This window comes from Roseovarius azorensis (assembly GCF_900109455.1).
GTDB lineage: Bacteria > Pseudomonadota > Alphaproteobacteria > Rhodobacterales > Rhodobacteraceae > Roseovarius > Roseovarius azorensis.
The window spans coordinates 21,020-41,902 of sequence record NZ_FOAG01000008.1; the positions used below are offsets into that span (position 1 = coordinate 21,020).

Consider the following 20,883-nt stretch of genomic DNA (forward strand, 5'->3'; position numbering starts at 1 on the left):
GGCACTCAGAACCCGCCACAACAGGAGACGCCATGATCGATTCGCTGCCCATTCCGCTCTCGCCGCCCCTGACGCCAGCGCAGCAATGCATGCTGATCAATCTGGTACGCCGAGCGGCACGGGCAGAGATCATGCCACGGTTCCGCAATCTCACCCGTGCGGATGTTACTACGAAATCGGGACCGCATGATCTGGTGACAGAGGCCGATCATCAGGCGGAGGCGATGCTGGCGCGCGGGTTGCAGGCCATGTTTCCGCATGCCCTGATCGTAGGTGAAGAGGCGGTAGCGGCCAAGCCCGCCCTGCGCGACGACGTGTCCGAGGCGGAACTCGCCTTTATCATCGACCCGGTGGACGGGACGTGGAATTTCGTGCATGGCCTGCCGCTCTTTGGCGTGATCATCGCCGTCACACGCTTTGGCAGACCGGCGTTGGGGCTGCTCTATGATCCTGTGTCGGATGACTGGATCCTCGCCGACGAAACGACACCGTCACGTCTTGCCGCCGCTATCGGTGCGGAGCGTCCGGCTCGGGTGTCGGCGGGAGGTCCGCTGCACGAGTTACAGGGCTACATGCACTATTATCTCATGCAACAGGAGCGGCAGGAACAACTGGCGCCGCTCTTGCCCGCGCTCGCGCGCTGCATAGCGCTCAGATGTTCGTGCCACGAATACCGCCTGCTGGCGCAGGGGGCGGTGGACTTCGTCATGTCGGACGTGCTCAACCCCTGGGATCACGCGGCGGGGGTTCTGGCCTGCCAGCAGGCGGGCGGCGTGGCGCGCATGCTGGACGGGCGGGATTACTCGACCACGATCACCAAAGGCGTGCTGCTTTCTGCCGCCAATCAGGACACATGGAACCGTCTGCGCGATCATTTCGCCTGTCTTCTGGACGAATGAAGCCCTCAAATGACTTTTTCATTGCCATAATATCACCATAGGCTCATGAATAAGTGAGGGGGATCACCCCAATTTCATCTCATTCGGATTTCAGGCATGACTTCGACCCGGCGCAAGACGGATCAATCAGACGTTGTGACCCTGTCCGAAGAGGACCGGGCCGAAGCGATTGACCGTCTCTATGACGTGGCGCTCGATCCGACCCGATATGAAGCCCTTCTGGATCATTGGGAAAGCGCCATCGGCCCGCTGCGCGCGCAGGTGGACCTGAGCGCGCCGCGGTTACTGGATGACCCACAGATCGCCGCACATTTTCGCAGGGCAACAGAATTTCTGGATCGTGTGGCGCTCGGCGACAGGAAAGGCGACCTGGAGGCAATTCTGGCACCGTTCGACAGGGTGGCGACCGTCCTGTTCGACCGGAAATATAAGCTGCGCGCAGCCAATGCGGCAGCGCGGCAAGTGATGAACCTCCCCGAACAGGCCTGCCTGCGCGACCTGCCGATCCACGAAGCGGATATCAACGCGGTCGCCACCACATTGTCGATGCTGTTTGAGGATCCGGAAAAGGACACCGCCGTATTGCGCGTGCGCTCGCGCCGGGCAGATCATCTGATAGTTCTTCGTCTGCAACGCTGCGCGGCGGCTGACGGCACGGTGCTTGTGCTGGCGGCCTCGAACGAGGTGACGCTGCCGCCCGGTTTCTGCGACATCCTGCGGCAGGCGTTCGAACTCACCGCAACCGAGGCAGAAATCCTGCGGCATCTGGTCGACTGCCGCTCGGTCAACGAAATCGCCGCAGAGCGCGATCGATCGGTCGATACGATCCGCGTACAGATCAAGTCCATTCTCGCCAAGACCGAGACCCATTCCCAGCTGGAGCTGGTGCGTCTGGCGTTGTCGGTGATGGACATGACGACAATGACGACCCAACCGGCCTCCGCTCCGCGCGTGGTGAGTCGTGGCTATGCCATGCTGGTCGAGCACGATTACAAATCTCTGGTGACCCCCGACGGGCGGCGAGTGGATTATCTGGTGCTGGGGGCCGCGCAGGGGCGCCCGGTCCTCTATCTGCCGCTGGATTTCGGGCTTGTCCGCTGGCCCGCCTCGGCCGAGAGCTTTGCCGCGCGGCGCGGTCTGCGCGTGATCGTACCGCTGCGACCGGGCTATGGCATGTCGGATATGGTGGGGCGGAGCGAAGATTATGACGCGGCGCTGATCGCCGATACCATGCTGGTGCTACGCGCCGAAGGGGTCACTCGCTGTCCGGTCATTTGCCTGAGCGGCGATGCCTATTATGCCGTGCGGCTGGCCCGGACCTATCCGGAAACGTTCAGCGGGATCATTGCCTGCGCCGGCATGCTGCCCCTGACGCGCCGCGAGCAGTTCGAGCGCATGGACAAATGGCACCGTTTCATCATCGCAGGCGCAAAATACACCCCGCATTTGCTGCCATTCATGGTCAAGGCCGGGTTCGTGCTGGCGGAACGGATCGGCAAGCGCGGCTTTGTCCATGCGGTTTTCGGCAATTCCGCCGCTGACATCGCCACATTCGAGAACAAGGAGGTCTATGAAGCGATAATCATCGGTTCGGAAACAGCCCTGTCGGAACACAATTGCGCGCATGAGGCATTTTCGCGCCAGCTGGTATCCGGCCAGTTGGAGGACTGGAGTGCCGAGATTAATGCGTTGCGCGGCCAGTTGCCCGTGATCTTCATGAACGGCACCCAGGATCCGCAGGTGCCTCTGGCCACTTTCGAGGACTTCCGCCGCGAATATGACTGGATCGAGTTCCACCTCTTCGAGGATGCGGGACAACTACTATTTTTCCGCCATTGGCGACAAGTCCTGACGCGCTTGATCTCACTCATTGAGGATTAATTTAGACCCTACCCCAAACTGGGTATGACAGACTCACCTTTATCACGGTAATGTGAGTTTATGTGAACAGGGCGGGATAACGTGATTGTGCTGCCGTTTCTGTCGCTTTTCCGGTCGCCGATCAAGGACCGGAGGGACATTTTAGATAGGTGTTTCAGTATGTAGTTGGGGCGGTCCTTGCGGGCCGCCCCTGTTACATTTTGCACCTACTCGGCCGCCTCTGCATAATCCTCGAGCGGTGGGCAGGTACAGACCAGATTCCGGTCGCCATAGACATTATCCACGCGGTTGACCGGCGGCCAGTATTTGTCCACGCGGAAGGCCCCGGGCGGAAAGCATCCCTGCTCGCGGCTGTAGGGGCGATCCCAGTCCTTGACCAGATCCTCCATCGTGTGCGGCGCGTTCCTGAGTGGGTTGTTCTCCGGGTCGATGCGACCCTCCTCGATGTCGCGGATCTCTTCGCGGATCGCCAGCATCGCATCACAGAACCGGTCCAGTTCCGCCTTGGTCTCGCTCTCGGTGGGTTCAACCATCAACGTGCCCGCCACCGGCCAGCTCATCGTCGGCGCGTGAAACCCGCAATCGATGAGGCGTTTGGCGATATCGTCCACGCTCACGCCCGCGCTCTCGGCAAAGGGGCGGACATCAAGGATGCATTCATGCGCAACGCGACCGTTACGGCCCTTGTAGAGCACGTCATAGGCCCCCTCCAGCCGCTTGGCGATGTAATTGGCGTTGAGAATCGCCACCCGCGTCGCCTGCGTCAACCCCGCACCGCCCATCATCAGGCAGTAGGCCCATGAGATCGGCAGAAGCGAGGGCGAACCAAAGGGTGCGGCGCTGACCGGCCCCTCGGTCCCGCCCGTCGCGGGATGGCCGGGCAGATGCGGCACCAGATGCGGTTTCACCCCGATAGGACCCATGCCGGGGCCACCACCGCCATGCGGAATGCAGAACGTCTTGTGCAGATTGAGGTGACTGACATCGCCGCCCAGATCTCCGGGACGTGCGAGTCCGACCATCGCATTCATGTTGGCCCCGTCAATATAGACCTGCCCGCCGTGCTGATGCGTGATCTCGCAGACCTCACGAACGGTCTCTTCGAACACGCCGTGGGTCGAGGGATAGGTGATCATGCAGCCAGCCAGATTATCCGAATGCTTTTCAGCCTTGGCGCGGAAATCCTCTACGTCGATGTCACCATTCGTGGCGGATTTGACTACCACAACCTCCCAGCCGACCATGTTTGCGCTCGCCGGATTGGTGCCATGCGCGCTGACGGGGATGAGACAGACGCGACGATGCCCCTGCCCCTGTGCCCGGTGATACGCCGCGATGGTCAGAAGCCCCGCATATTCGCCCTGCGCGCCGGAATTGGGTTGCATCGAGATTGCGGCATAGCCGGTGATCTCACACAGCTTGGCGCTCAGGTCGTCGATTATCTCCTTGTAGCCAAGCGCCTGATCTGCAGGTGCAAAGGGATGCAGGAGCGCAAACTCGCGCCAGCTCACCGGCATCATTTCCGCAGCGGCGTTGAGCTTCATCGTGCAACTGCCGAGCGGGATCATCGCCCGGTCCAGCGCCAGATCGCGATCCGCGAGGCGACGCATGTAGCGCATCATCTCGGTTTCCGCCCGGTTCATGTGGAAGATCGGGTGCGTGAGGTAATCGCTCGTGCGCTGCAACGCCTCGGGGATGCGGTATTCGGGCGTGAAATCGCGATCCTCCATGATGATGCCAAAGGCGCGCCAGACCGCTTCGATGGTGGCCGTCCTTGTGCGCTCGTCCAGCGTGATGCCGATCTTCGTTTCGCCCACGCGGCGCAGGTTCACCCCTTCGCGCACCGCCGCCTGCAGGACACCCCGCTGCAAGAGGCCCACATCGACGGTAACCGTATCGAAGAAATTGGCCGGCTCCACATGAAAACCAGCGGCCTCAAGCCCCTTGACCAGTCGCACGGTCTTGCGGTGGATGCGCTGCGCGATCGCCTTGAGTCCCTTTGGTCCGTGAAACACCGCATACATCGAGGCCATGACCGCCAGAAGCGCCTGCGCGGTGCAGACATTCGACGTGGCCTTTTCGCGCCGGATATGCTGCTCGCGGGTTTGCAGCGACAGGCGATAGGCGCGGTTGCCATGGCTGTCCACCGATACGCCCACGATACGCCCCGGCATAGCCCGTTTATAGGCATCGCGACAGGCCATGTAGGCCGCGTGCGGGCCCCCATAGCCCACCGGCACGCCATAGCGTTGCGTGCTGCCCACGGCGATATCGGCACCCATCGCCCCGGGTTCCTTCAGGAGCGTCAGCGCCAGCGGATCGGCGATCACGATGCCCAATGCGCCATGTTCGTGCAGCGCCGCAATCGGATCGGTGAAATCGCGCAGACAACCATAAGTGCCGGGATATTGGAAGATCGCGCCAAAAACCTTGTCAGCCTCCATCGCTTCGGGCGCTCCGACAATCACCTCGATGTCGAGCGGGGCGGCACGGGTCTGGATCACGGCGATGTTCTGCGGATGGCAGTTCTCGTCAACGAAAAATACCTTGGCCTTGGACTTGGCCACACGCTGCGCCATGGTCATCGCCTCTGCCGCCGCCGTGGCCTCGTCCAGAAGCGAGGCATTGGCGATCTCGAGCCCGGTAAGGTCGCTCACCATCGTCTGAAAATTCAACAGCGCCTCCAGCCGTCCCTGACTGATTTCCGGCTGATAGGGGGTATAGGCCGTATACCAGGCGGGATTCTCGAATATATTGCGCTGAATCGCGGGGGGCGTGACCGTGCCGTGATAACCCTGTCCGATGAGCGAGGTCAGAACCTTGTTCTTGGACGCAGTCTGCCACATGTGGAATTGCAACTCATGCTCCGACTTGGGTTTGCCGAAATCGAGCGGCTTTTCCTGCCGGATGGATTTCGGCACGGTCTCGTCGATGAGTTGATCGAGATTTTCGACTCCCAGCACCTCGAACATGCCCGCCATTTCATCGGGCGAAGGGCCGATATGGCGGCGGTTGGCGAAATCGTAGGGCAGATAGTCGGTCGGCGTAAAGGTCATCGCAGTCTTCCCCTCACAGGTTGCGGGTGCCGGGCCGCTTCGGCCCTGCCTCCCGGCGTTCAATATTCCATGGATACTCCCGCACGGTATACCTGACTCCGCGCGGACCGGGCCTAGCTGATGTACTTCTGATAGGCGGCCTCATCCATGTAGTCATCCATCTGACCCGGATCGCTCGGCTTGATCTTGAAGAACCAGGCATCGCCCATAGGGTCCTCATTGACCTTGCCCGGCTCATCAGCCAGCACTTCGTTGACCTCGACGATTTCGCCGTCGATGGGCGCGAGGATATCGCTGGCGGCCTTGACGCTCTCGATCACCACGACCTCGTCATCCTTGGTGACCTGCTTGCCGACTTCGGGAAGGTCAACAAAGACCACATCGCCCAGTTGTTCGCTTGCATGTTCAGTGATGCCCACGACCACGAGATCGTCCTCGACGCGCAGCCATTCGTGTTCTTCGGTGAATTTCATCTTGTGCTCCCTGATGATGTTCAGCGTTTGAAATTTGCGGGGGTAAAGGGCAATGGCACCACCCGGACAGGCAGACGCTTGCCGCGCACCTCGCCGTAGAGTTCGGTGCCCGGGCTGGCCAGACCAGCGGGCACGTAACCCATCGACATCGGCGCCTCGATGGTCGGGCCAAACCCGCCCGAGGTGACATGACCGACGGCCTCGCCTCCCTCAGCGGTCGAGAAAAGCAGCGTGCCCTCGCGCATCGGCGCGCGCCCCTCGGGGCACAGGCCGACGCGGGCGCGCAGCGGGCCGTTGCTCAATTCGTCCAGAATGCGCTCTGCGCCGGGAAAGCCGCCCGCACGGTCGCCAACTGTCCGGCGCACCTTCTGAATGGCCCAGCTAAGACTTGCCTCGACCGGCGTCGTTGTCGTGTCGATATCATGGCCATAAAGGCACAACCCCGCCTCGAGCCGCAGGCTGTCGCGCGCACCAAGGCCTATGGGTTCCACATCCTCATGCGCAAGCAGCGCACGCGCAAACCGTTCAGCCTGCGCCTCGGCCACGGAAATTTCATAGCCATCCTCGCCTGTATAACCCGAGCGCGAAATCCACAACTCGCCGAATTCCGATCCGAAGATGCCAACGTCCATGAAACGCATGTCGGTCACATCCGGCACCATCGCCGCAAGCACCGCCTCGGCGGCGGGGCCTTGCAGCGCCAGAAGCGCGCGGTCAGTGACTTCCTCGATCTCGCAGCCCGGCAGATGGGCGCGCATATGGGCAATGTCCTGCGACTTGCAGGCCGCGTTGACGACGACGAACATGTGATCGCCGCGATTGGCCAGCATCAGGTCGTCGAGAATGCCCCCCGCCTCATCGGTGAAGAAGCCATAACGCTGCCGCATCGCGCCAAGCCCGATGAGATCGACCGGTACCAGCCCCTCCATGGCGCGCGCGACCGCCTCGTACCCGCCCGGCGCACGCAGGATCACCTGACCCATGTGGCTCACGTCAAACAGACCCGCCCTGGCGCGGCAATGCAGGTGTTCTTTCATCACGCCGAGCGGATATTGCACGGGCATTTCATAACCGGCGAAGGGTACCATTTTGGCCCCCAATTCCCGGTGTAGCGCGTTCAGTGGTGTGAGTCTCAGATCAGCCATCCGCCAGTATCCCTTTCCCGATGGGTCCGGATCATCCGCTGATCATGCCGGCACCGTTCCGACGCAACGCCCAAAGGCTACGCCACGATGCCCCCTCTGTCCTTTCGCCTGAGATCGCTATCCCTTCGGCGCCCCGCGTTTTCTTGCGGGGTCTCTCCAGAGTTCCGTTACCGGGCAGGTCCTTGCGCCTGAGAGTTTCCGGGGCGGTTGCTCCTTCGGCACTGGCTTGCGCCAGTTCTCCCTATCCAGTCGTTGTGGACGCTAGTATACCGTGCGCGCCACATCAAGCCCGTTTCATGCAGGGTGTGCTTGAAAAAATCGTGAAGAGCGCGTCGTTGTTACAGACCAGCGCATCCAGCGTTACCTCGTCGAGATGGACATAGAACGCCTCCAACGCATCGGCCAACGCCAACCGCAGACGGCAGGCATCTACCAGCGGGCAGGTATTGTCTACATCGGCAAAACATTCAGCCACCGGCGTGTTTTCCTCAAGCGCGCGAAATACCGCGCCAACCGTGATCTGATCCGCCGGCTGCCCCAACATGACCCCGCCAGTGCGCCCGCGCTGCGTGTTCAGATAGCCCAGCCGCGCCAGACGGTTGATGATCTGTGCCAGGTGACTCTCCGAGGTATTGCAGCGCCTGGCGATTTCCGCCTTGGTCACCAGACGATCCGGGCTGGACGCGCAGAACATCAAGAGCCGGATGGCGATATTGGTGCGTTTGGTGATCCGCATGGCGATCCCTGACATCAGCTTGAATTCGCCAAAGTTTGCACCGAAACTCGCCGGAAAATATGACCTGGATCAAGCAACAGCCAAAAATCCCATGCAGAATGCATATTTTTTCGGATATGGCAGCCTCGTGAACCGTGCCACCCACAGCTACGCGGTATGCCATCACGCGCAACTAACGGGATGGCGCCGGGTCTGGCGGCATACCGACCTGCGGCCCGTCGCCTATCTGACGGTGGTGCCTGATGCCGCCGCCGTGATCGACGGGCTGATTGCTGCGGTGCCGTGCGCCGACTGGCCCGCACTCGATCTGCGCGAGGCCGCCTATGTTCGTGCGGTCGCCACACACCAGGTGCGCCACACCCTGCCCGATCAGCCAGAAATCGCGGTCTATACCATTCCCGAAGGCCAGCACGGTTCGCCTACCACGGCGCACCCCATCCTGCTCAGCTATATCGACGTGGTGGTGCAGGGTTATCTGCGCGAGTTTGGCGAGGACGGTGTGCAGCGGCTTTTCGACACCACCCATGGCTGGGACGCGCCGATACTGGACGACCGCGCAGCACCCCGCTATCCGCGCCATCAGCCGCTCGGCAATGCCGAACGCGGTCTGACCGACGCGCATCTTGACAGGCTGGGCGTTCGGGTTTTGCGCGGCACTGCATGACCGCCGCGCGATACGTCAGCCCTTTGCCCGGATCACCTGCAGGAGCGGTAGAACCTGCGCCATATCCGGCCCGTGTTCCTGTCCGGTCAGCGCCTTACGCAGAGGCATGAAGAGTGCACGGCCCTTGCGGCCTGTCGCCGCCTTGACCGCCGTTGTCCATTTGCCCCAGCTTTCGGCGTCATAAGGCCCGTCAGGCAGAAGCGCGAGCGCCTGCGCGACGAATTCGCGGTCCTCATCGTCGATCACCGGCTCGGCCCCGTCGCGGAATAGCTGCCACCACCCCTCGAGATCGTGCAGCGTGGTGATGTTCTCGCGGGTGACCTGCCAGAACTGTGGCGCCACATCCCTAGGGACACCAATTCCGGCCAACCTGTCCGCAATCGCCTCATAGGGCAGGTTGACCAAATGCCGGGCGCTTAGCGGAAAGAGATCGTTTTCGTCGAATTTGGTCGGGGCCGCCCCGAAACGTTCGATGTCAAAGCCCTCGATCAGGTCGGCCATATCGCTGCGCAGTTCAACCGGGTCGCTGGATCCAAGCCGCGCCATCAGACTGAGGAGCGCCATCGGCTCGACCCCCCGCGCGCGCAGGTCGCGCAGGCTGAGCGCCCCGAGGCGTTTCGACAGGGCCTCGCCCGTGGGCCCGGTCAGCAGCGAGTGATGTGCAAAACTCGGAGGCTTGGACCCAAGCGCCTCGATGATCTGGATCTGCGTGGCGGTATTGGTCACATGGTCAGAGCCGCGCACCACATCGGTCACACCCATCTCTACGTCATCCACCACTGAAGCCAGCGTATAAAGCACCTGGCCATCGCCGCGAATGAGCACCGGGTCACTGACCGAGGCGGCGTCGATCGAGATATCGCCGAGGATACCGTCACGCCATTCAATGCGCTGCTGGTTCAGCTTGAAGCGCCAGACGCCATTGCCGCGCTCGGCGCGCAGCCGCTCCTTTTGCTCGTCCGAGAGCGACAGCGCAGCGCGGTCATAGACCGGAGGCTTGCCCATGTTCAGTTGCTTCTTGCGCTTGAGATCCAGCTCGGTTGGGGTCTCGAATGCCTCGTAGAACCGCCCCATCGCGCGCAGGCGATCCGCAGCCTCGGCGTATCGGTCAAGCCGCTCGGATTGCCGCTCGGTCCGGTCCCAGTGCAGACCGAGCCATTCGAGATCGTACTTGATCGCGTCCACATATTCCTGTTTCGACCGTTCCGGATCGGTGTCGTCGATCCGCAGGATGAACGTGCCCCCGGCCTTGGCGGCAATCAGGTAATTCATCAGGGCGGTGCGCAGATTGCCCACATGGATGTATCCGGTGGGTGACGGGGCAAATCGGGTCGTGGTCATCGGCATCTCCTGGCTCAGGCGCGGCTTTGTCACAGGCGAGCGGGATTGTCCAGAAATCCCGGACGGCGCGACCATCTGCCGGATCGCGCTCACAAAATCGTGAGGATGTTTCCGTTTGTGAAAAAGGCCCTAAGGTTGTCGCATGACAAGGAGGACTCAGATGACCAAGACGACATTGACCCGGCGCAGCCTGCTCGGAGCGGTTGCAGCGTTGCCGCTGGCCACGACAATCAGCAATCCCGCCCGCGCGGGTGCCCCGATGATGGGCGCATCCACCACACGCCACAACCGTGTGACCCTTGGCGCGTTCGAGGTGACCACATTGCTCGCGGCAACCACATCGCGTCCGGATCCGCATACGATCTTTGGTCTGAATGTCAGCGCCGAAGAATTTGCCGAGGTCTCGGCCGCCGCAAATATCCCGACCGATCAGGCGCAGTTCTTTTTCACGCCCACGGTAGTGAATACCGGGGCCGAACTGGTGCTTTTCGACACAGGGCTCAATCCGGACGGGATCACCGCAGCACTGAATGACGCGGGCTACACGCCCGATCAGGTGGATGTGGTGGTTATCACGCATATGCACGGCGACCATATAGGCGGGCTTATGAGCGAGGGTGGCGAGGCGACATTCCCCAATGCGCGCTACGTGACCGGCGCCACCGAGTTTGACGCATGGGCGACAATGGAAAATGCCAATTTCGACAGCAAGATGAAACCGCTGGCCGAGATGACGAGCATGATTGCGGCCGGGACAAGTGTAACCTCCGGCATCACCGCGATGGATGCGGCGGGGCACACTCCGGGACATATGGGCTATCTGCTGGAGAGTGAGGGGAAATCGCTGCTCATCGCCGCTGATTTCGCCAATCACTATGTCTGGTCGCTGGGCTATCCGGACTGGGAGGTCAGGTTCGACATGGACAAGGCTCAGGCAGCTACCACCCGCCGCCGCCTGCTGGGAATGCTTGCCGCCGACGGGCTGCCATTCATCGGCTATCATATGCCCTGGCCCGCGCTTGGCTATGTCGAGACGCGCGGCGACGGATTCCGATATGTGCCCGCCAGCTATCAGCTGATTCTCTGACGCGCGGATGGCGGCGGATTTACTTTGCCCGCCCCCTGCCCCATATCGCGGGCATGGATCAGAACCTGCCCGATCTTGACATGATCGAAACCATGGCGCGCGATGCTATCGCGCGATTTCCCGCGCCGTTCCGCCCGGCGGCGGAGAATGTCGTGGTGCTGGTCGCCGATCTGCCCCCGGCTCATATCCTGCAGGAGCTCGGGATCGACGATCCGCTTGATCTGACCGGGCTCTATGAGGGCATTCCGCTGACCGAGAAATCCAGTCTCGATCAGCCGCTCGGCCCTGATACCGTCTGGCTCTTTCGCGAGCCGATTCTCGCGGAATGGCGCGACCGGGGGGATCTGCCGCTCGAGACGCTGGTGGCGCATGTCATCGTGCATGAGTTTGCCCACCACTTTGGCTGGTCGGATGAGGACATCGCCCATATCGACCGATGGTGGGAGTAACTTACAGCTGACCCGCCGCGCGCAGGCGCTCCCACGCGAACTTGAGATAACTGCTGCGGAACGAATGTCCGCCGGGATGCAGGCAGAAATCGAGGATTTCGCCTGAGGCGTTGCGGCGCGTCTGACAGGTCAGATCCTCGAAACTCGTCTCGCCGCTCGGCCTGAAATCCCCAAGTGTCCCGTACATGTCAAGCGCCTCGGCCACGTCACCCTGCCGTGTCTCGAGGATTGCCCGTCCCTTGAGCGGCACGGTCGGATCGCTTGTGCCATGTATATGCACAAGGCTGGCCGCCGGCTCGGCGCATTGCGTCGGCGGCTTCATCCAGAAAGTGCCGGCAATGGCGGCAAAGCCCGCAAACCGCTCCGGCATGGCGCAGGCCAGATTCCAGACCATCATGCCGCCCGCCGAAAACCCGGCCGCCATGAGCCGCGCGCCGTCAATTGGAAAACGGCGCGCGGCATCCTCGAGCACCGCCTCTACATAGCGGAATTCGACCGATCCGTCGCTGTCCATGTGGCGCGGTGCGTAAGGGATGACCCAATCGTCATCGGCGGATTTGAGTGCGATGAGCGCGAGCCCCATGTCCGAGACCATGCGACGCAAGGCCTTGTTCCTCATTACCGATTCCGCCGTGCCGCGATACCCATGCGCAAAAACGACCGCCCCCACGGGATCTGCCCCCTGACCCTCGGGCAGTGCAATACGGTAATGGCGGTCACCGAGCCGACAGTCGGTATCCGGCCCGCAGGCAAAGGACGCGACAGGGTCCGAAAACGTCAGCAAAGTCGAAAGGACAATAAGAAATCGCATGCAATACTCCCTCTGGATATTCAGCAGATTCTGCGCGGCAGTCTTGCAAAGGCAAGTCACAAGGGTGTGGCTGGCCGTCGACGATCACGGATTTTTGTGAAGAAAGTCGGCGTTTCTCAACGGATTGGTAACCCTGGTCGGTTCTCATATGCGTTACCAGCCCGCCGTATGACGGAGTTTCAGGATGATACGCATTGCACTTTTCGCACTACTGGCGCTTGGCCTGTTTCCACCGGCCAGCGTCCAGGCACAATCGTTGACCGAAATCAGAACCCAGCTTCAGGCCACACTGCAACGTAGCCTCAGCCGCTCGATGATGGAGGGGGCCCTGCCTCATCTCGATCTGATGACCGGCAAACTGACCCGTTTCTATCCCACCGAAAACCACGAGATCATCCTCCGGATAGCGGATGTCTACGTGATGTGCGCCACACTGGTTGACGACGACGGGACAGAGGCGACTGTGGATTATTACATGACCCACAACGGCAGCGGCTACAGCCTGATTCGCACCGAAATCAATAACCGCGCTCCACTCCTCGCGCTGATGAAGTCTGGCAAGGCCATTCGGCTGGAGTGACGCCATGACTGTGACGGACGGGGCGACCCTGCGCACGCCGACGCTTGGACTCTACCTGAAACTGACAGCAGTGATGGTACCGACCTTCATTCTTTTTGCCGCCACCGGCCTGTTATGGCTGAGCGAGAAGAACCTGTTGCGCAGCGAAGAGGCGATGGCAATGCGGATCGGCAATGCAACCGCGCGACTGGGCGGCGCACTGGAACGATTCAGCGACCAGAACATCGACCCGACAGCATGGTCGAGCCCCTATGTGACCGACCTGATGCAAACGCTGCTGGGCGATCCGGCGATCCGTTGTGTCGAACTCATCAATCCCGAGAGCGGCGAGGTGCTGGCCGTGGTGCCGCAGGGTCTGGGCTGTCAGGGAGCGGAGGGTGCGCTGTCACTGCCCTATGAGATATTTTCCTGGCCGATCACCCGGCTTGTCACTCGCTTTGATGAACGTGAAATCGCGACCGTGAAACGCTATCAGCGCGACTTTCTGGTCCTGCTGCTGGCTGGCGGCATCCTCATCGCCGCCGTTGCGAACTGGGTGTCGTTCCGTGTGATCGTCGGTCGCCCGCTGCGCCGTCTCATCAACCGTCTGGAAGAGGCGCGCGAGGTCGCGATCAGCGCGAATGAGGCCAAATCCGATTTTCTCGCCAAGATGAGCCATGAAATCCGCACCCCCATGAACGGCATCATCGGCATGGCCGACATGCTTGCAGAGACGGCTCTGACACCTGAACAGGACAGCTATGTCACCACCATGGTGCGTTCGGGTGACGCGCTCCTGACGATCATCAATGACATCCTGGATTTCTCCAAGATCGAAGCCGGAAAACTGACGCTGGCGGAGGAACCTTACCGCCTGCGCGAAATCATTGAGGATGTCACACAGCTTCTGGCTCCGCTGGCGGCACGCAAGGGGTTGGTACTCTATGCCGATGTGGCACCGACCATACCCGAGGTGATGCTGGGCGACGCTGGACGATTGCGGCAAATCCTCGTCAATATCGCCGGCAACGCCGTGAAATTCACGCTGGAAGGGCATGTCGCCCTGCGCGTGGTCTCTGGCACGCCAGGCGAGTTTGTCCTGTCCGTCACCGATACCGGTCTGGGCATTCCCCCGGATCAGCACGACAGGATCTTTGCCGCATTCGAGCAGGTCGACAATACCGCCACCCGCAGCTTTGGCGGTACCGGCCTTGGCCTGGCGGTCAGCCACCAACTCGTGACGTTGATGGGCGGCAGGCTGACACTGACCTCCCGCGAGGGGTACGGCACGCGATTCGATATCGCCTTGCCGCTCGTCCCACAAGACACGACCGGTCGCGGATTGAAGGCGGGCCGGCTGATCCACGCCGACGGGCGCGCACCACGTATCTGGTTGGTGGATCCAATGACCGACCGGCGCAAAGGGCTGGTGGCGCTGCTGACCTATCTAGGGGCTGAGGTCGAAGATGCCGAGACCATGGTGGCCCTTTCCGGCGTGGCGGCGCAAGCGCGACCCGACCTGATCGTGATGGACGATAGCGTCGCACGCACGCAAATGCCTGAGGCTGTGCCACAAATCATCCTGTCGGACGGCCCGGCCCGCGCGGGGAATGGCGACTGCATCACGCTGAGAAAGCCGGTACGCGAATCGCTCTTGCTGGATGCGGTCAAAAGGGCATTGACCGAAGGAGGCGAGTCTCTGGACAACATCAGATCTCTGCCCACCCACCGTAACGAAACGCCCCGAATGGTAACCGGTTGGGCAGCCGGGCTGCGCGTTCTGGCAGTGGATGACAACGCGACGAATCGGCTGTTGCTCGAGCGTTATTTCAGTCGCTCTGGAGCTTCGCTGCGCGTCGCAACCAGCGGAGCAGAGGCGGTAGCGCTCTATGCCGAGGCGCCAGCCGATCTGATACTGATGGACGTCTCGATGCCCGGCATGGATGGCTATCAGGCGACCGGACTCATCCGCACCCAGGAGGCGGCGCATGATCTGATGCCCGCGCATGTGGTCGCGGTCACGGCGAATGTTCTGGATCAGCATCAGCAAGAGGCGCATCTGGCGGGGATGGACGGGTTTCTGGGAAAACCGCTGCGCAAGGCGGATCTCATCGCTTATGTGGAGCGATATCGCGCGACGCGTAGCGATCTTGAGCAGCATCGTGCGGGCGACACCGATCAGAACCTGCCTGCACCCGCCGCCGAGTAGATCCGCACCGGCCATGGTGCGGTTTCAGTCAGCGCCAGACCTATCCCGCCAACGGTTCACGATAGGATAACGCCGATCAAGCCAGAACGCGCGCTTGCTGAGCCTTGTGCCGGGGGCTGACTGAAACCGCTTGTACTCGCTGATGTAGAGCAGATGTTCGACCTGTTTGGCATCCTTGCGGTCAAAGCCCGCAGCCACACAATCGGAGATCGAACCGTCCTGATCCACAAGGATATCCAGAATCCCGTCCAGCACCGGATAATCGGGCAGCGAATCGCTGTCCTTCTGATCGGCGCGCAATTCGGCGCTTGGAGGTTTCTGCATCACCCGATCCGGGATTACCGTTCCAGCCGGCCCCAGCATCCAGGCGCGATGGTTCGCATTCCGCCAGCTACAGATTTCGAATATGCGGGTCTTGTAGAGATCCTTGATCGGATTATACCCCCCCGCCATGTCGCCATAGATCGTCGCATAACCCACCGCGACCTCGGACTTGTTGCCGGTGGTCAGCAGCATCTCTCCGAACTTGTTGCTGAGTGCCATGAGCAGCAAACCGCGCAGGCGCGATTGGATGTTCTCTTCGGTCAGATCCGCCCCAAGCCCCTCAAAGAGCGGCGCAAGCGTGCTGGTGATCGCTGCCCGCGCCTCGGAAATGGGAATGATATCATGTCGGCATCCGAGGGCCCCCGCGACAGCCCTGGCATCCTCCAATGAAGTCTCGGAGGTGTATTCGGAAGGCAACATCACACAACGGACATTCTGCGCCCCCACCGCATCCGCCGCGATGGTGGCCACGATGGCGCTGTCGACCCCCCCCGACAGACCCAGCAGAACCTTGGAAAACATGGTCTTGCGCAGATAATCGCGCAAGGCCAGCACCATGGCGTGATAATCCTGCTCCAGATCGTCCGGCAGATGCGCCAGATCGCCCGGCATCGCCCGCCAGCCATTAGCCCCGCGCTTCAGATCGACATGCGCAATCGCCTCTTCGAACATCGGCATTTGCAGGGCAAGGGCGCCCCCGGGGTTGAGCACGAAAGAGCCGCCGTCAAACACCTGATCGTCCTGCCCGCCCACAAGGTTGAGATAGACAAGCGGCAGCCCGGTCTCGATCACCCGCGCCACCATCATGTTCTGGCGCAGATCCATCTTGTCGCGGTAATGCGGCGATCCGTTGGGCACCAGCAAGAGTTCGGCCCCGGTCTCGGCAAGCGTCTCGGTTACGTCGTCATGCCAGGCATCCTCGCAGATCGGAGAGCCAATACGCAGACCATTCACGCCATAAGGCCCCGCGACCGCCCCCGCCGTATAGAGCCGCTTTTCGTCGAACACGGTCTCATTGGGCAGATGATGCTTGAGCACACGCGCGGTCATCGCACCGCCCTGCAGGACGTAATATGCGTTGCAAAGCCCCACACCTTCGAGTGCGGGGCCGCCGATGGCAAGGGCGGGGCCATTGGCGCAATCCCGCGCCAGCCCTTCGATCGCCGCAATCGCCGCCTGGTGAAAGACAGGTTTCATCACCAGATCCTGCGGATTATAGCCGGTGATGAACATCTCTGGCAGCGCCACCATATCGGCCCCGGCGTCGCGCGCGCATTCCCACGCCTGCCGCGCCAACCGCGCATTGCCCTCCAGATCACCCACCGTCGGGTTCAACTGTGCCAGTGTCAGGCGAAACCTGTCAGCCATGCGCGTGCCCTTTGTCCGTCCATGCGCGTGATTTAGCAGATCACCGCGCGAGGGAAAGCCGATTTGCCCAAAACCCGTTGTCAGCCCCTGCCCGGTCCTCTAGATTTGGCCCACCGCCGCAAAATCGGGCGGGATCGGGCATCGGGGCAGACATGAGATTTTCGCAGGCACGGACGATGACACTGGCCGCCGCACTGGTCGGGGCGGGCATGACCTCTGCGCAGGAAGGTCAGGTGCAGACCAAGCAATATGATGATGGTGGCATCTATGAGGGGACTTTTCAGAACGGGCTGCAACATGGCACCGGCACCTATACCCTGCCCAACGGCTATGAATATTCCGGTGACTGGGCCGAGGGGGAAATACGTGGAAGGGGCGTTGCACGCTTTCCAAACGGATCGGTCTATGAGGGCGAGTTTGCGCGGGGCAAACCAAATGGCGTGGGCAAGATCGTGTTTACCGATGGCGGCACCTACGAAGGCACCTGGGAGGATGGCAAGATCACCGGCCAGGGCGTTGCGGTTTATGCCAATGGCGTGCGCTACGAGGGCGGGTTTCTGAATGCCATGCATCACGGGCGCGGGCGGATGGAGTCCCCCGGCGGCTATGTTTATGACGGCGACTGGGTGAACGGCGTCAAGGAAGGCATGGCAACCATCACCTATCCCGATGGCGCGGTTTACGAGGGCGCGGTCGCGCGCGGCGCACGCGAAGGTGAGGGTCGGCTCACCATGTCTGACGGGCTGATTTATGAGGGCACGTGGCGCGAAGGTCAGATTGATGGCAAGGGCAGGCTCACGCAGCCCAACGGCGACGTTTATGAAGGAGATCTGGTGGCCGGACGGCGCGAGGGCACGGGCCGGGTGACCTATGAGAACGGCGATGTCTACGAAGGCGAATTCAAGGATGATCGCCGCCATGGGCAGGGCCGGTTCACCGGCTCCGACGGTTACGAATATGCCGGTGCCTGGGTGGCGGGCAAGATCTCGGGTCAGGGGCGCGTGGTCTATCCTGACGGATCGGTTTACGAAGGCGAGTTCCGTGACGATCTGGCCAATGGCGAGGGCAAGATCACCTATCCCGATGGCGCGACATACGAGGGGTCGTGGGTCGGTGGCGTGATCGAGGGTACCGGGCGCGCCACCTATCCCAACGGCCTCGTCTATGAGGGCGAATTCCAGAATGCCCGCAATCATGGTCAGGGCGTGATGACCTATCCTGACGGTTATCGCTATGAGGGTGAGTGGCGTGACGGACAGCGACACGGACAGGGCACCGCCACCTACCCGGACGGTACGGTCTATGTCGGCGATTTTGCCGAAGGACAGCGGCACGGGCAGGGAAAGATCACCATGCCTGACGGATTCATCTATGAAGGTGAATGGCAGAACGGAGAAATCTCGGGGCGGGGTGTCGCCACCTATACCAATGGCGATGTTTACGAGGGGACGTTCCGTTCGGGCAAGCGGCAGGGCGAGGGCACGATGCGCTATGCCAGCGGGCAGGAGGAAAGCGGCACCTGGGAAGACGGTGCGCTGACCGACAATACCGCCCCTGCGGAGTGATCAGACGACGCGACCTGCATCCAGATTATCAAGCCTCTGTGCGGCGTCCGACAGGATTTCTGACCTTCGGCCGGCATCCATCCCGTCCCAGGTCCGGTAGACCGGCGTCATGCGCGGATTACCGGCAAATCGTTCGCGGTGGCGGTCCAGAAAACCCCAATAGAGCAGGTTGAACGGACAGGCCCGCGCGCCGGTCTTGTCCCCGACCGAATAGGCGCAGGTGCCACAGTAATCAGACATCCTGTTGATGTAGTTGCCGGACGAAATATATGGTTTGCTGGCGATGATCCCGCCATCAGCAAACTGGCTCATCCCGATTACATTCGGGGCCTCGACCCATTCGAACGCATCGGCATAGACGGCCAGATACCATTCATGCAGTTGAACAGGATCGATCCCTGCCAACAACGCAAAATTGCCAGTCACCATCAGCCTCTGGATGTGATGGGCATAGGCCTCTTTTCCTGTCTGTTCAACAGCCTGGCGCACACAATTCATTCGCGTATCGCCGCCCCAGTAAAGCGCGGGCAAATCACGGTCATGTCCCAGAGCGTTGCGCCGTACATAGTCCGGCCCCTCGCGAAAATAGATGCCGCGCATATATTCGCGCCAGCCGATGATTTGCCGGACATAGCCTTCGGCGGCATTTATCGGGACGCGTCCGGCTTGCCATTCTTCAATGATACGAGTGCAGATATCCACAGGATTGAGCAAACCGATATTCAGATACATGGATATGACCGAATGGTGCAGAAACGGATCATCGTTCAGCATGGCATCCTGATAATCTCCGAACCCCGGCAGAAGGTGGCGTGCAAAATGATCCAGCGCACGCAGCGCCTGCGCTCGCGTGACAGCGAACCAGAAGGGGCGCAACTGCCCGAAGTTCCCATCAAACCGCGTCTCGACCAGATCAAGCACCTGTCGCGTCACCTCATCGGGCGCGAATTGCATCGGGCTGGCGCGCAGCATGTCAGCCTGCGCGCGCTTGCGGTTGTCGTGATCAAAGTTCCACTTGCCGCCTGCGGGTTTGCCACCCTCCATCAGGAACCCGGTCTTGCGCCGCATTTCCCGATAGAAATATTCCATCCGCAATTCCTTGCGCCCCCTGGCCCATCGGTCGAACTCTTCCAGCGAGCAGAGGAAGCGGTCATCGGGCAATTGCCGCACGCGCAACGGTGCGTTGTTCAGCTCCTTGATCAGCCGCCATTCGCCGGGTTGCGTGGTGATGACCTCGGTCGTTTCATGCTGCTCGGCACGGCGCATCAGCTCTCCGACAATGGATCGCGTGGCCTCGGGATCGTCGAGGCGCGTATAGGCAACCTGCCAGCCCTCCGCGCGCAGTTCCTCGGCGAAATGCCGCATCGCCGACAGGATCAGCGCGATCTTCTTGGGGTGATGGGGCACATAGCGCGCCTCGTCCATCATTTCGGCCATGACCACGGTATCGCTGGTCTTGTCCGCCTCACGCAAGGCGGACACCGAGTGGCTAAGCTGATCCCCCAGCACGAGAACAAGGCGGCCTACCATGGCACGCGCTTGCCTTGCCAATCGAAAAATCCACCCGTGTCCTGCGGTCGCAGCCGCTCGATCACGTTCAGCAGGTTTTTCGCTGCTGTCTCGGGGGAAACCGCAGGGTGACGCCCCAGATATTTACGGGTGAATTGCGTCTCGACAGTGCCCGGATGCAGCGCTACGCAGATTGCCGCGCGATGACTGCGCTCCAGTTCTATCGACCCGGTGTGGATCATCTGGTTGAGTGCTGCCTTGGCGGTGCGATAGCTGTGCCAGCCGCCGAGCCCGTTATCGCCAATCGACCCCACCCGCGCCGACAGCGCGGCAAACACGCAGCGACGGTCGCGCGGCAAGAGCCTGACGCCATGTTTCAGGACCAGAGACGGCCCTACGCAGTTGAGCAGGAACTGATCCAGCATCGCCCGGGCCGTGACCTGACGCAGCGCCTTTTCCGGCTGTGCGCCGCCAATCTCCAGCGCGCCCGTCGCCACCAGCACCAGATCAAACGATCCGCCCAGTCGTGCAAACGCCGTCTCGATTGACACCTCATCGGTCACATCGAGCCCGTCCATGCTCCGCGACAGGCCAGCGACCGCCACGCCCCGCGCCTGCAACGCGGCGCAAATCGCGCGTCCGATCCCGCCGGATGATCCGATGATCAATGCCCTGTCCATGCCGCCAGACCTAGCCGGGTGTAGCGCCGGTTCAACCCCCGGAAGGCCCGCGCAATTTCGGGGTTTTCATCGCCGTCCGGCGCTCTTATAGTTTTGCCCATGTTGATGCAGGATCATATCGCCCCGA

General features: G+C 61.5%; 17 protein-coding genes and 1 riboswitch. Of the genes, 8 read left to right on the forward strand and 9 right to left on the reverse strand.

Features of this window, described 5'->3' with window-relative positions:
* Nucleotides 1-32 precede the first annotated feature (32 nt).
* Nucleotides 33-899 (forward strand): inositol monophosphatase family protein, encoded by an 867-nt coding sequence (locus BSG08_RS12655; protein WP_093037451.1) that lies wholly within the window; start codon nt 33-35, stop codon nt 897-899.
* Between the two features lie 96 nt (nt 900-995).
* Nucleotides 996-2,780, forward strand: a complete 1,785-nt coding sequence (locus BSG08_RS12660) for a bifunctional helix-turn-helix transcriptional regulator/alpha/beta hydrolase (protein WP_093037454.1) — start codon at nt 996-998, stop codon at nt 2,778-2,780.
* 206 nt (nt 2,781-2,986) lie between these two features.
* Here the strand turns inward: BSG08_RS12660 and gcvP are convergent, their stop codons facing one another.
* From gcvP to BSG08_RS12680, 4 genes are all read right to left on the reverse strand, one after another.
* Complete coding sequence (gene gcvP / locus BSG08_RS12665; protein WP_093037457.1) at nt 2,987-5,836, reverse strand: aminomethyl-transferring glycine dehydrogenase; 2,850 nt, start codon at nt 5,834-5,836, stop codon at nt 2,987-2,989.
* A 113-nt stretch (nt 5,837-5,949) separates the two neighbouring features.
* Nucleotides 5,950-6,309, reverse strand: a complete 360-nt coding sequence (gene gcvH, locus BSG08_RS12670; RefSeq protein ID WP_093037460.1) for a glycine cleavage system protein GcvH — start codon at nt 6,307-6,309, stop codon at nt 5,950-5,952.
* 20 nt (nt 6,310-6,329) lie between these two features.
* A complete protein-coding gene (gcvT, locus tag BSG08_RS12675) occupies nt 6,330-7,454 on the reverse strand; it encodes a glycine cleavage system aminomethyltransferase GcvT (protein ID WP_093037463.1) in 1,125 nt (374 codons plus the stop codon).
* A 166-nt stretch (nt 7,455-7,620) separates the two neighbouring features.
* Nucleotides 7,621-7,707: riboswitch (glycine riboswitch) on the reverse strand.
* Between the two features lie 30 nt (nt 7,708-7,737).
* The gene (locus BSG08_RS12680) at nt 7,738-8,190 is read right to left on the reverse strand and encodes an RrF2 family transcriptional regulator (protein WP_093037466.1); all 453 of its coding nucleotides are present in this window, start codon (nt 8,188-8,190) and stop codon (nt 7,738-7,740) included.
* Nucleotides 8,191-8,281: 91 nt separating this feature from the next.
* Here BSG08_RS12680 and BSG08_RS12685 point away from each other — a divergent pair, with 91 nt between their 5' ends.
* Nucleotides 8,282-8,854, forward strand: a complete 573-nt coding sequence (locus BSG08_RS12685) for a gamma-glutamylcyclotransferase family protein (protein ID WP_093037869.1) — start codon at nt 8,282-8,284, stop codon at nt 8,852-8,854.
* Nucleotides 8,855-8,869: 15 nt separating this feature from the next.
* On the opposite strand, the gene gltX is transcribed toward BSG08_RS12685, so the two are convergent.
* Entirely contained in the window at nt 8,870-10,195 is a 1,326-nt protein-coding gene (gene gltX / locus BSG08_RS12690) for a glutamate--tRNA ligase (protein ID WP_093037468.1), read from the reverse strand.
* 160 nt (nt 10,196-10,355) lie between these two features.
* Between gltX and BSG08_RS12695 the strand changes: the two genes are divergently transcribed.
* Complete coding sequence (locus tag BSG08_RS12695) at nt 10,356-11,282, forward strand: MBL fold metallo-hydrolase (RefSeq protein WP_093037471.1); 927 nt, start codon at nt 10,356-10,358, stop codon at nt 11,280-11,282.
* A 53-nt stretch (nt 11,283-11,335) separates the two neighbouring features.
* Entirely contained in the window at nt 11,336-11,731 is a 396-nt protein-coding gene (locus tag BSG08_RS12700; protein ID WP_093037474.1) for a metallopeptidase family protein, read from the forward strand.
* A gap of 1 nt (nt 11,732) precedes the next feature.
* Here the strand turns inward: BSG08_RS12700 and BSG08_RS12705 are convergent, their stop codons facing one another.
* Complete coding sequence (locus tag BSG08_RS12705) at nt 11,733-12,542, reverse strand: CE1 family esterase (RefSeq protein ID WP_093037477.1); 810 nt, start codon at nt 12,540-12,542, stop codon at nt 11,733-11,735.
* Nucleotides 12,543-12,726: 184 nt separating this feature from the next.
* Here BSG08_RS12705 and BSG08_RS12710 point away from each other — a divergent pair, with 184 nt between their 5' ends.
* Nucleotides 12,727-13,122: a hypothetical protein gene (locus tag BSG08_RS12710; RefSeq protein WP_093037480.1), complete on the forward strand. Its 396-nt coding sequence runs from the start codon at nt 12,727-12,729 to the stop codon at nt 13,120-13,122.
* Nucleotides 13,123-13,126: 4 nt separating this feature from the next.
* Nucleotides 13,127-15,310 (forward strand): ATP-binding protein, encoded by a 2,184-nt coding sequence (locus BSG08_RS12715; RefSeq protein ID WP_093037483.1) that lies wholly within the window; start codon nt 13,127-13,129, stop codon nt 15,308-15,310.
* A gap of 24 nt (nt 15,311-15,334) precedes the next feature.
* Here BSG08_RS12715 and BSG08_RS12720 read toward each other — a convergent pair whose 3' ends face one another.
* Entirely contained in the window at nt 15,335-17,002 is a 1,668-nt protein-coding gene (locus tag BSG08_RS12720) for an NAD+ synthase (RefSeq protein ID WP_093037485.1), read from the reverse strand.
* A gap of 176 nt (nt 17,003-17,178) precedes the next feature.
* On the opposite strand from BSG08_RS12720, the gene BSG08_RS12725 reads away from it, so the two are divergent.
* Nucleotides 17,179-18,567: an MORN repeat-containing protein gene (locus tag BSG08_RS12725; RefSeq protein ID WP_425439291.1), complete on the forward strand. Its 1,389-nt coding sequence runs from the start codon at nt 17,179-17,181 to the stop codon at nt 18,565-18,567.
* Here the strand turns inward: BSG08_RS12725 and BSG08_RS12730 are convergent, their stop codons facing one another.
* Complete coding sequence (locus BSG08_RS12730) at nt 18,568-20,097, reverse strand: cryptochrome/photolyase family protein (RefSeq protein ID WP_093037490.1); 1,530 nt, start codon at nt 20,095-20,097, stop codon at nt 18,568-18,570.
* The gene (locus tag BSG08_RS12735) at nt 20,091-20,756 is read right to left on the reverse strand and encodes an SDR family oxidoreductase (protein ID WP_093037493.1); all 666 of its coding nucleotides are present in this window, start codon (nt 20,754-20,756) and stop codon (nt 20,091-20,093) included. Before BSG08_RS12735 ends, BSG08_RS12730 begins: the two co-directional genes overlap by 7 nt.
* Nucleotides 20,757-20,883 lie beyond the last annotated feature (127 nt).

Bases quoted from the DNA above. Each gene is read 5' to 3' on its own strand.
- BSG08_RS12660 (WP_093037454.1), top strand. From the start codon at position 996: ATGACTTCGACCCGGCGCAAGACGGATCAATCAGACGTTGTGACCCTG.
- BSG08_RS12695 (WP_093037471.1), top strand. From the start codon at position 10,356: ATGACCAAGACGACATTGACCCGGCGCAGCCTGCTCGGAGCGGTTGCA.
- BSG08_RS12655 (WP_093037451.1), top strand. From the start codon at position 33: ATGATCGATTCGCTGCCCATTCCGCTCTCGCCGCCCCTGACGCCAGCG.
- gcvP (WP_093037457.1), bottom strand. From the start codon at position 5,836: ATGACCTTTACGCCGACCGACTATCTGCCCTACGATTTCGCCAACCGC.
- BSG08_RS12685 (WP_093037869.1), top strand. From the start codon at position 8,282: ATGCAGAATGCATATTTTTTCGGATATGGCAGCCTCGTGAACCGTGCC.
- BSG08_RS12705 (WP_093037477.1), bottom strand. From the start codon at position 12,542: ATGCGATTTCTTATTGTCCTTTCGACTTTGCTGACGTTTTCGGACCCT.
- BSG08_RS12715 (WP_093037483.1), top strand. From the start codon at position 13,127: ATGACTGTGACGGACGGGGCGACCCTGCGCACGCCGACGCTTGGACTC.
- BSG08_RS12680 (WP_093037466.1), bottom strand. From the start codon at position 8,190: ATGCGGATCACCAAACGCACCAATATCGCCATCCGGCTCTTGATGTTC.
- BSG08_RS12710 (WP_093037480.1), top strand. From the start codon at position 12,727: ATGATACGCATTGCACTTTTCGCACTACTGGCGCTTGGCCTGTTTCCA.
- gcvH (WP_093037460.1), bottom strand. From the start codon at position 6,309: ATGAAATTCACCGAAGAACACGAATGGCTGCGCGTCGAGGACGATCTC.
- BSG08_RS12700 (WP_093037474.1), top strand. From the start codon at position 11,336: ATGGATCAGAACCTGCCCGATCTTGACATGATCGAAACCATGGCGCGC.
- BSG08_RS12720 (WP_093037485.1), bottom strand. From the start codon at position 17,002: ATGGCTGACAGGTTTCGCCTGACACTGGCACAGTTGAACCCGACGGTG.
- gltX (WP_093037468.1), bottom strand. From the start codon at position 10,195: ATGACCACGACCCGATTTGCCCCGTCACCCACCGGATACATCCATGTG.
- BSG08_RS12735 (WP_093037493.1), bottom strand. From the start codon at position 20,756: ATGGACAGGGCATTGATCATCGGATCATCCGGCGGGATCGGACGCGCG.
- BSG08_RS12730 (WP_093037490.1), bottom strand. From the start codon at position 20,097: ATGGTAGGCCGCCTTGTTCTCGTGCTGGGGGATCAGCTTAGCCACTCG.
- BSG08_RS12725 (WP_425439291.1), top strand. From the start codon at position 17,179: ATGACACTGGCCGCCGCACTGGTCGGGGCGGGCATGACCTCTGCGCAG.
- gcvT (WP_093037463.1), bottom strand. From the start codon at position 7,454: ATGGCTGATCTGAGACTCACACCACTGAACGCGCTACACCGGGAATTG.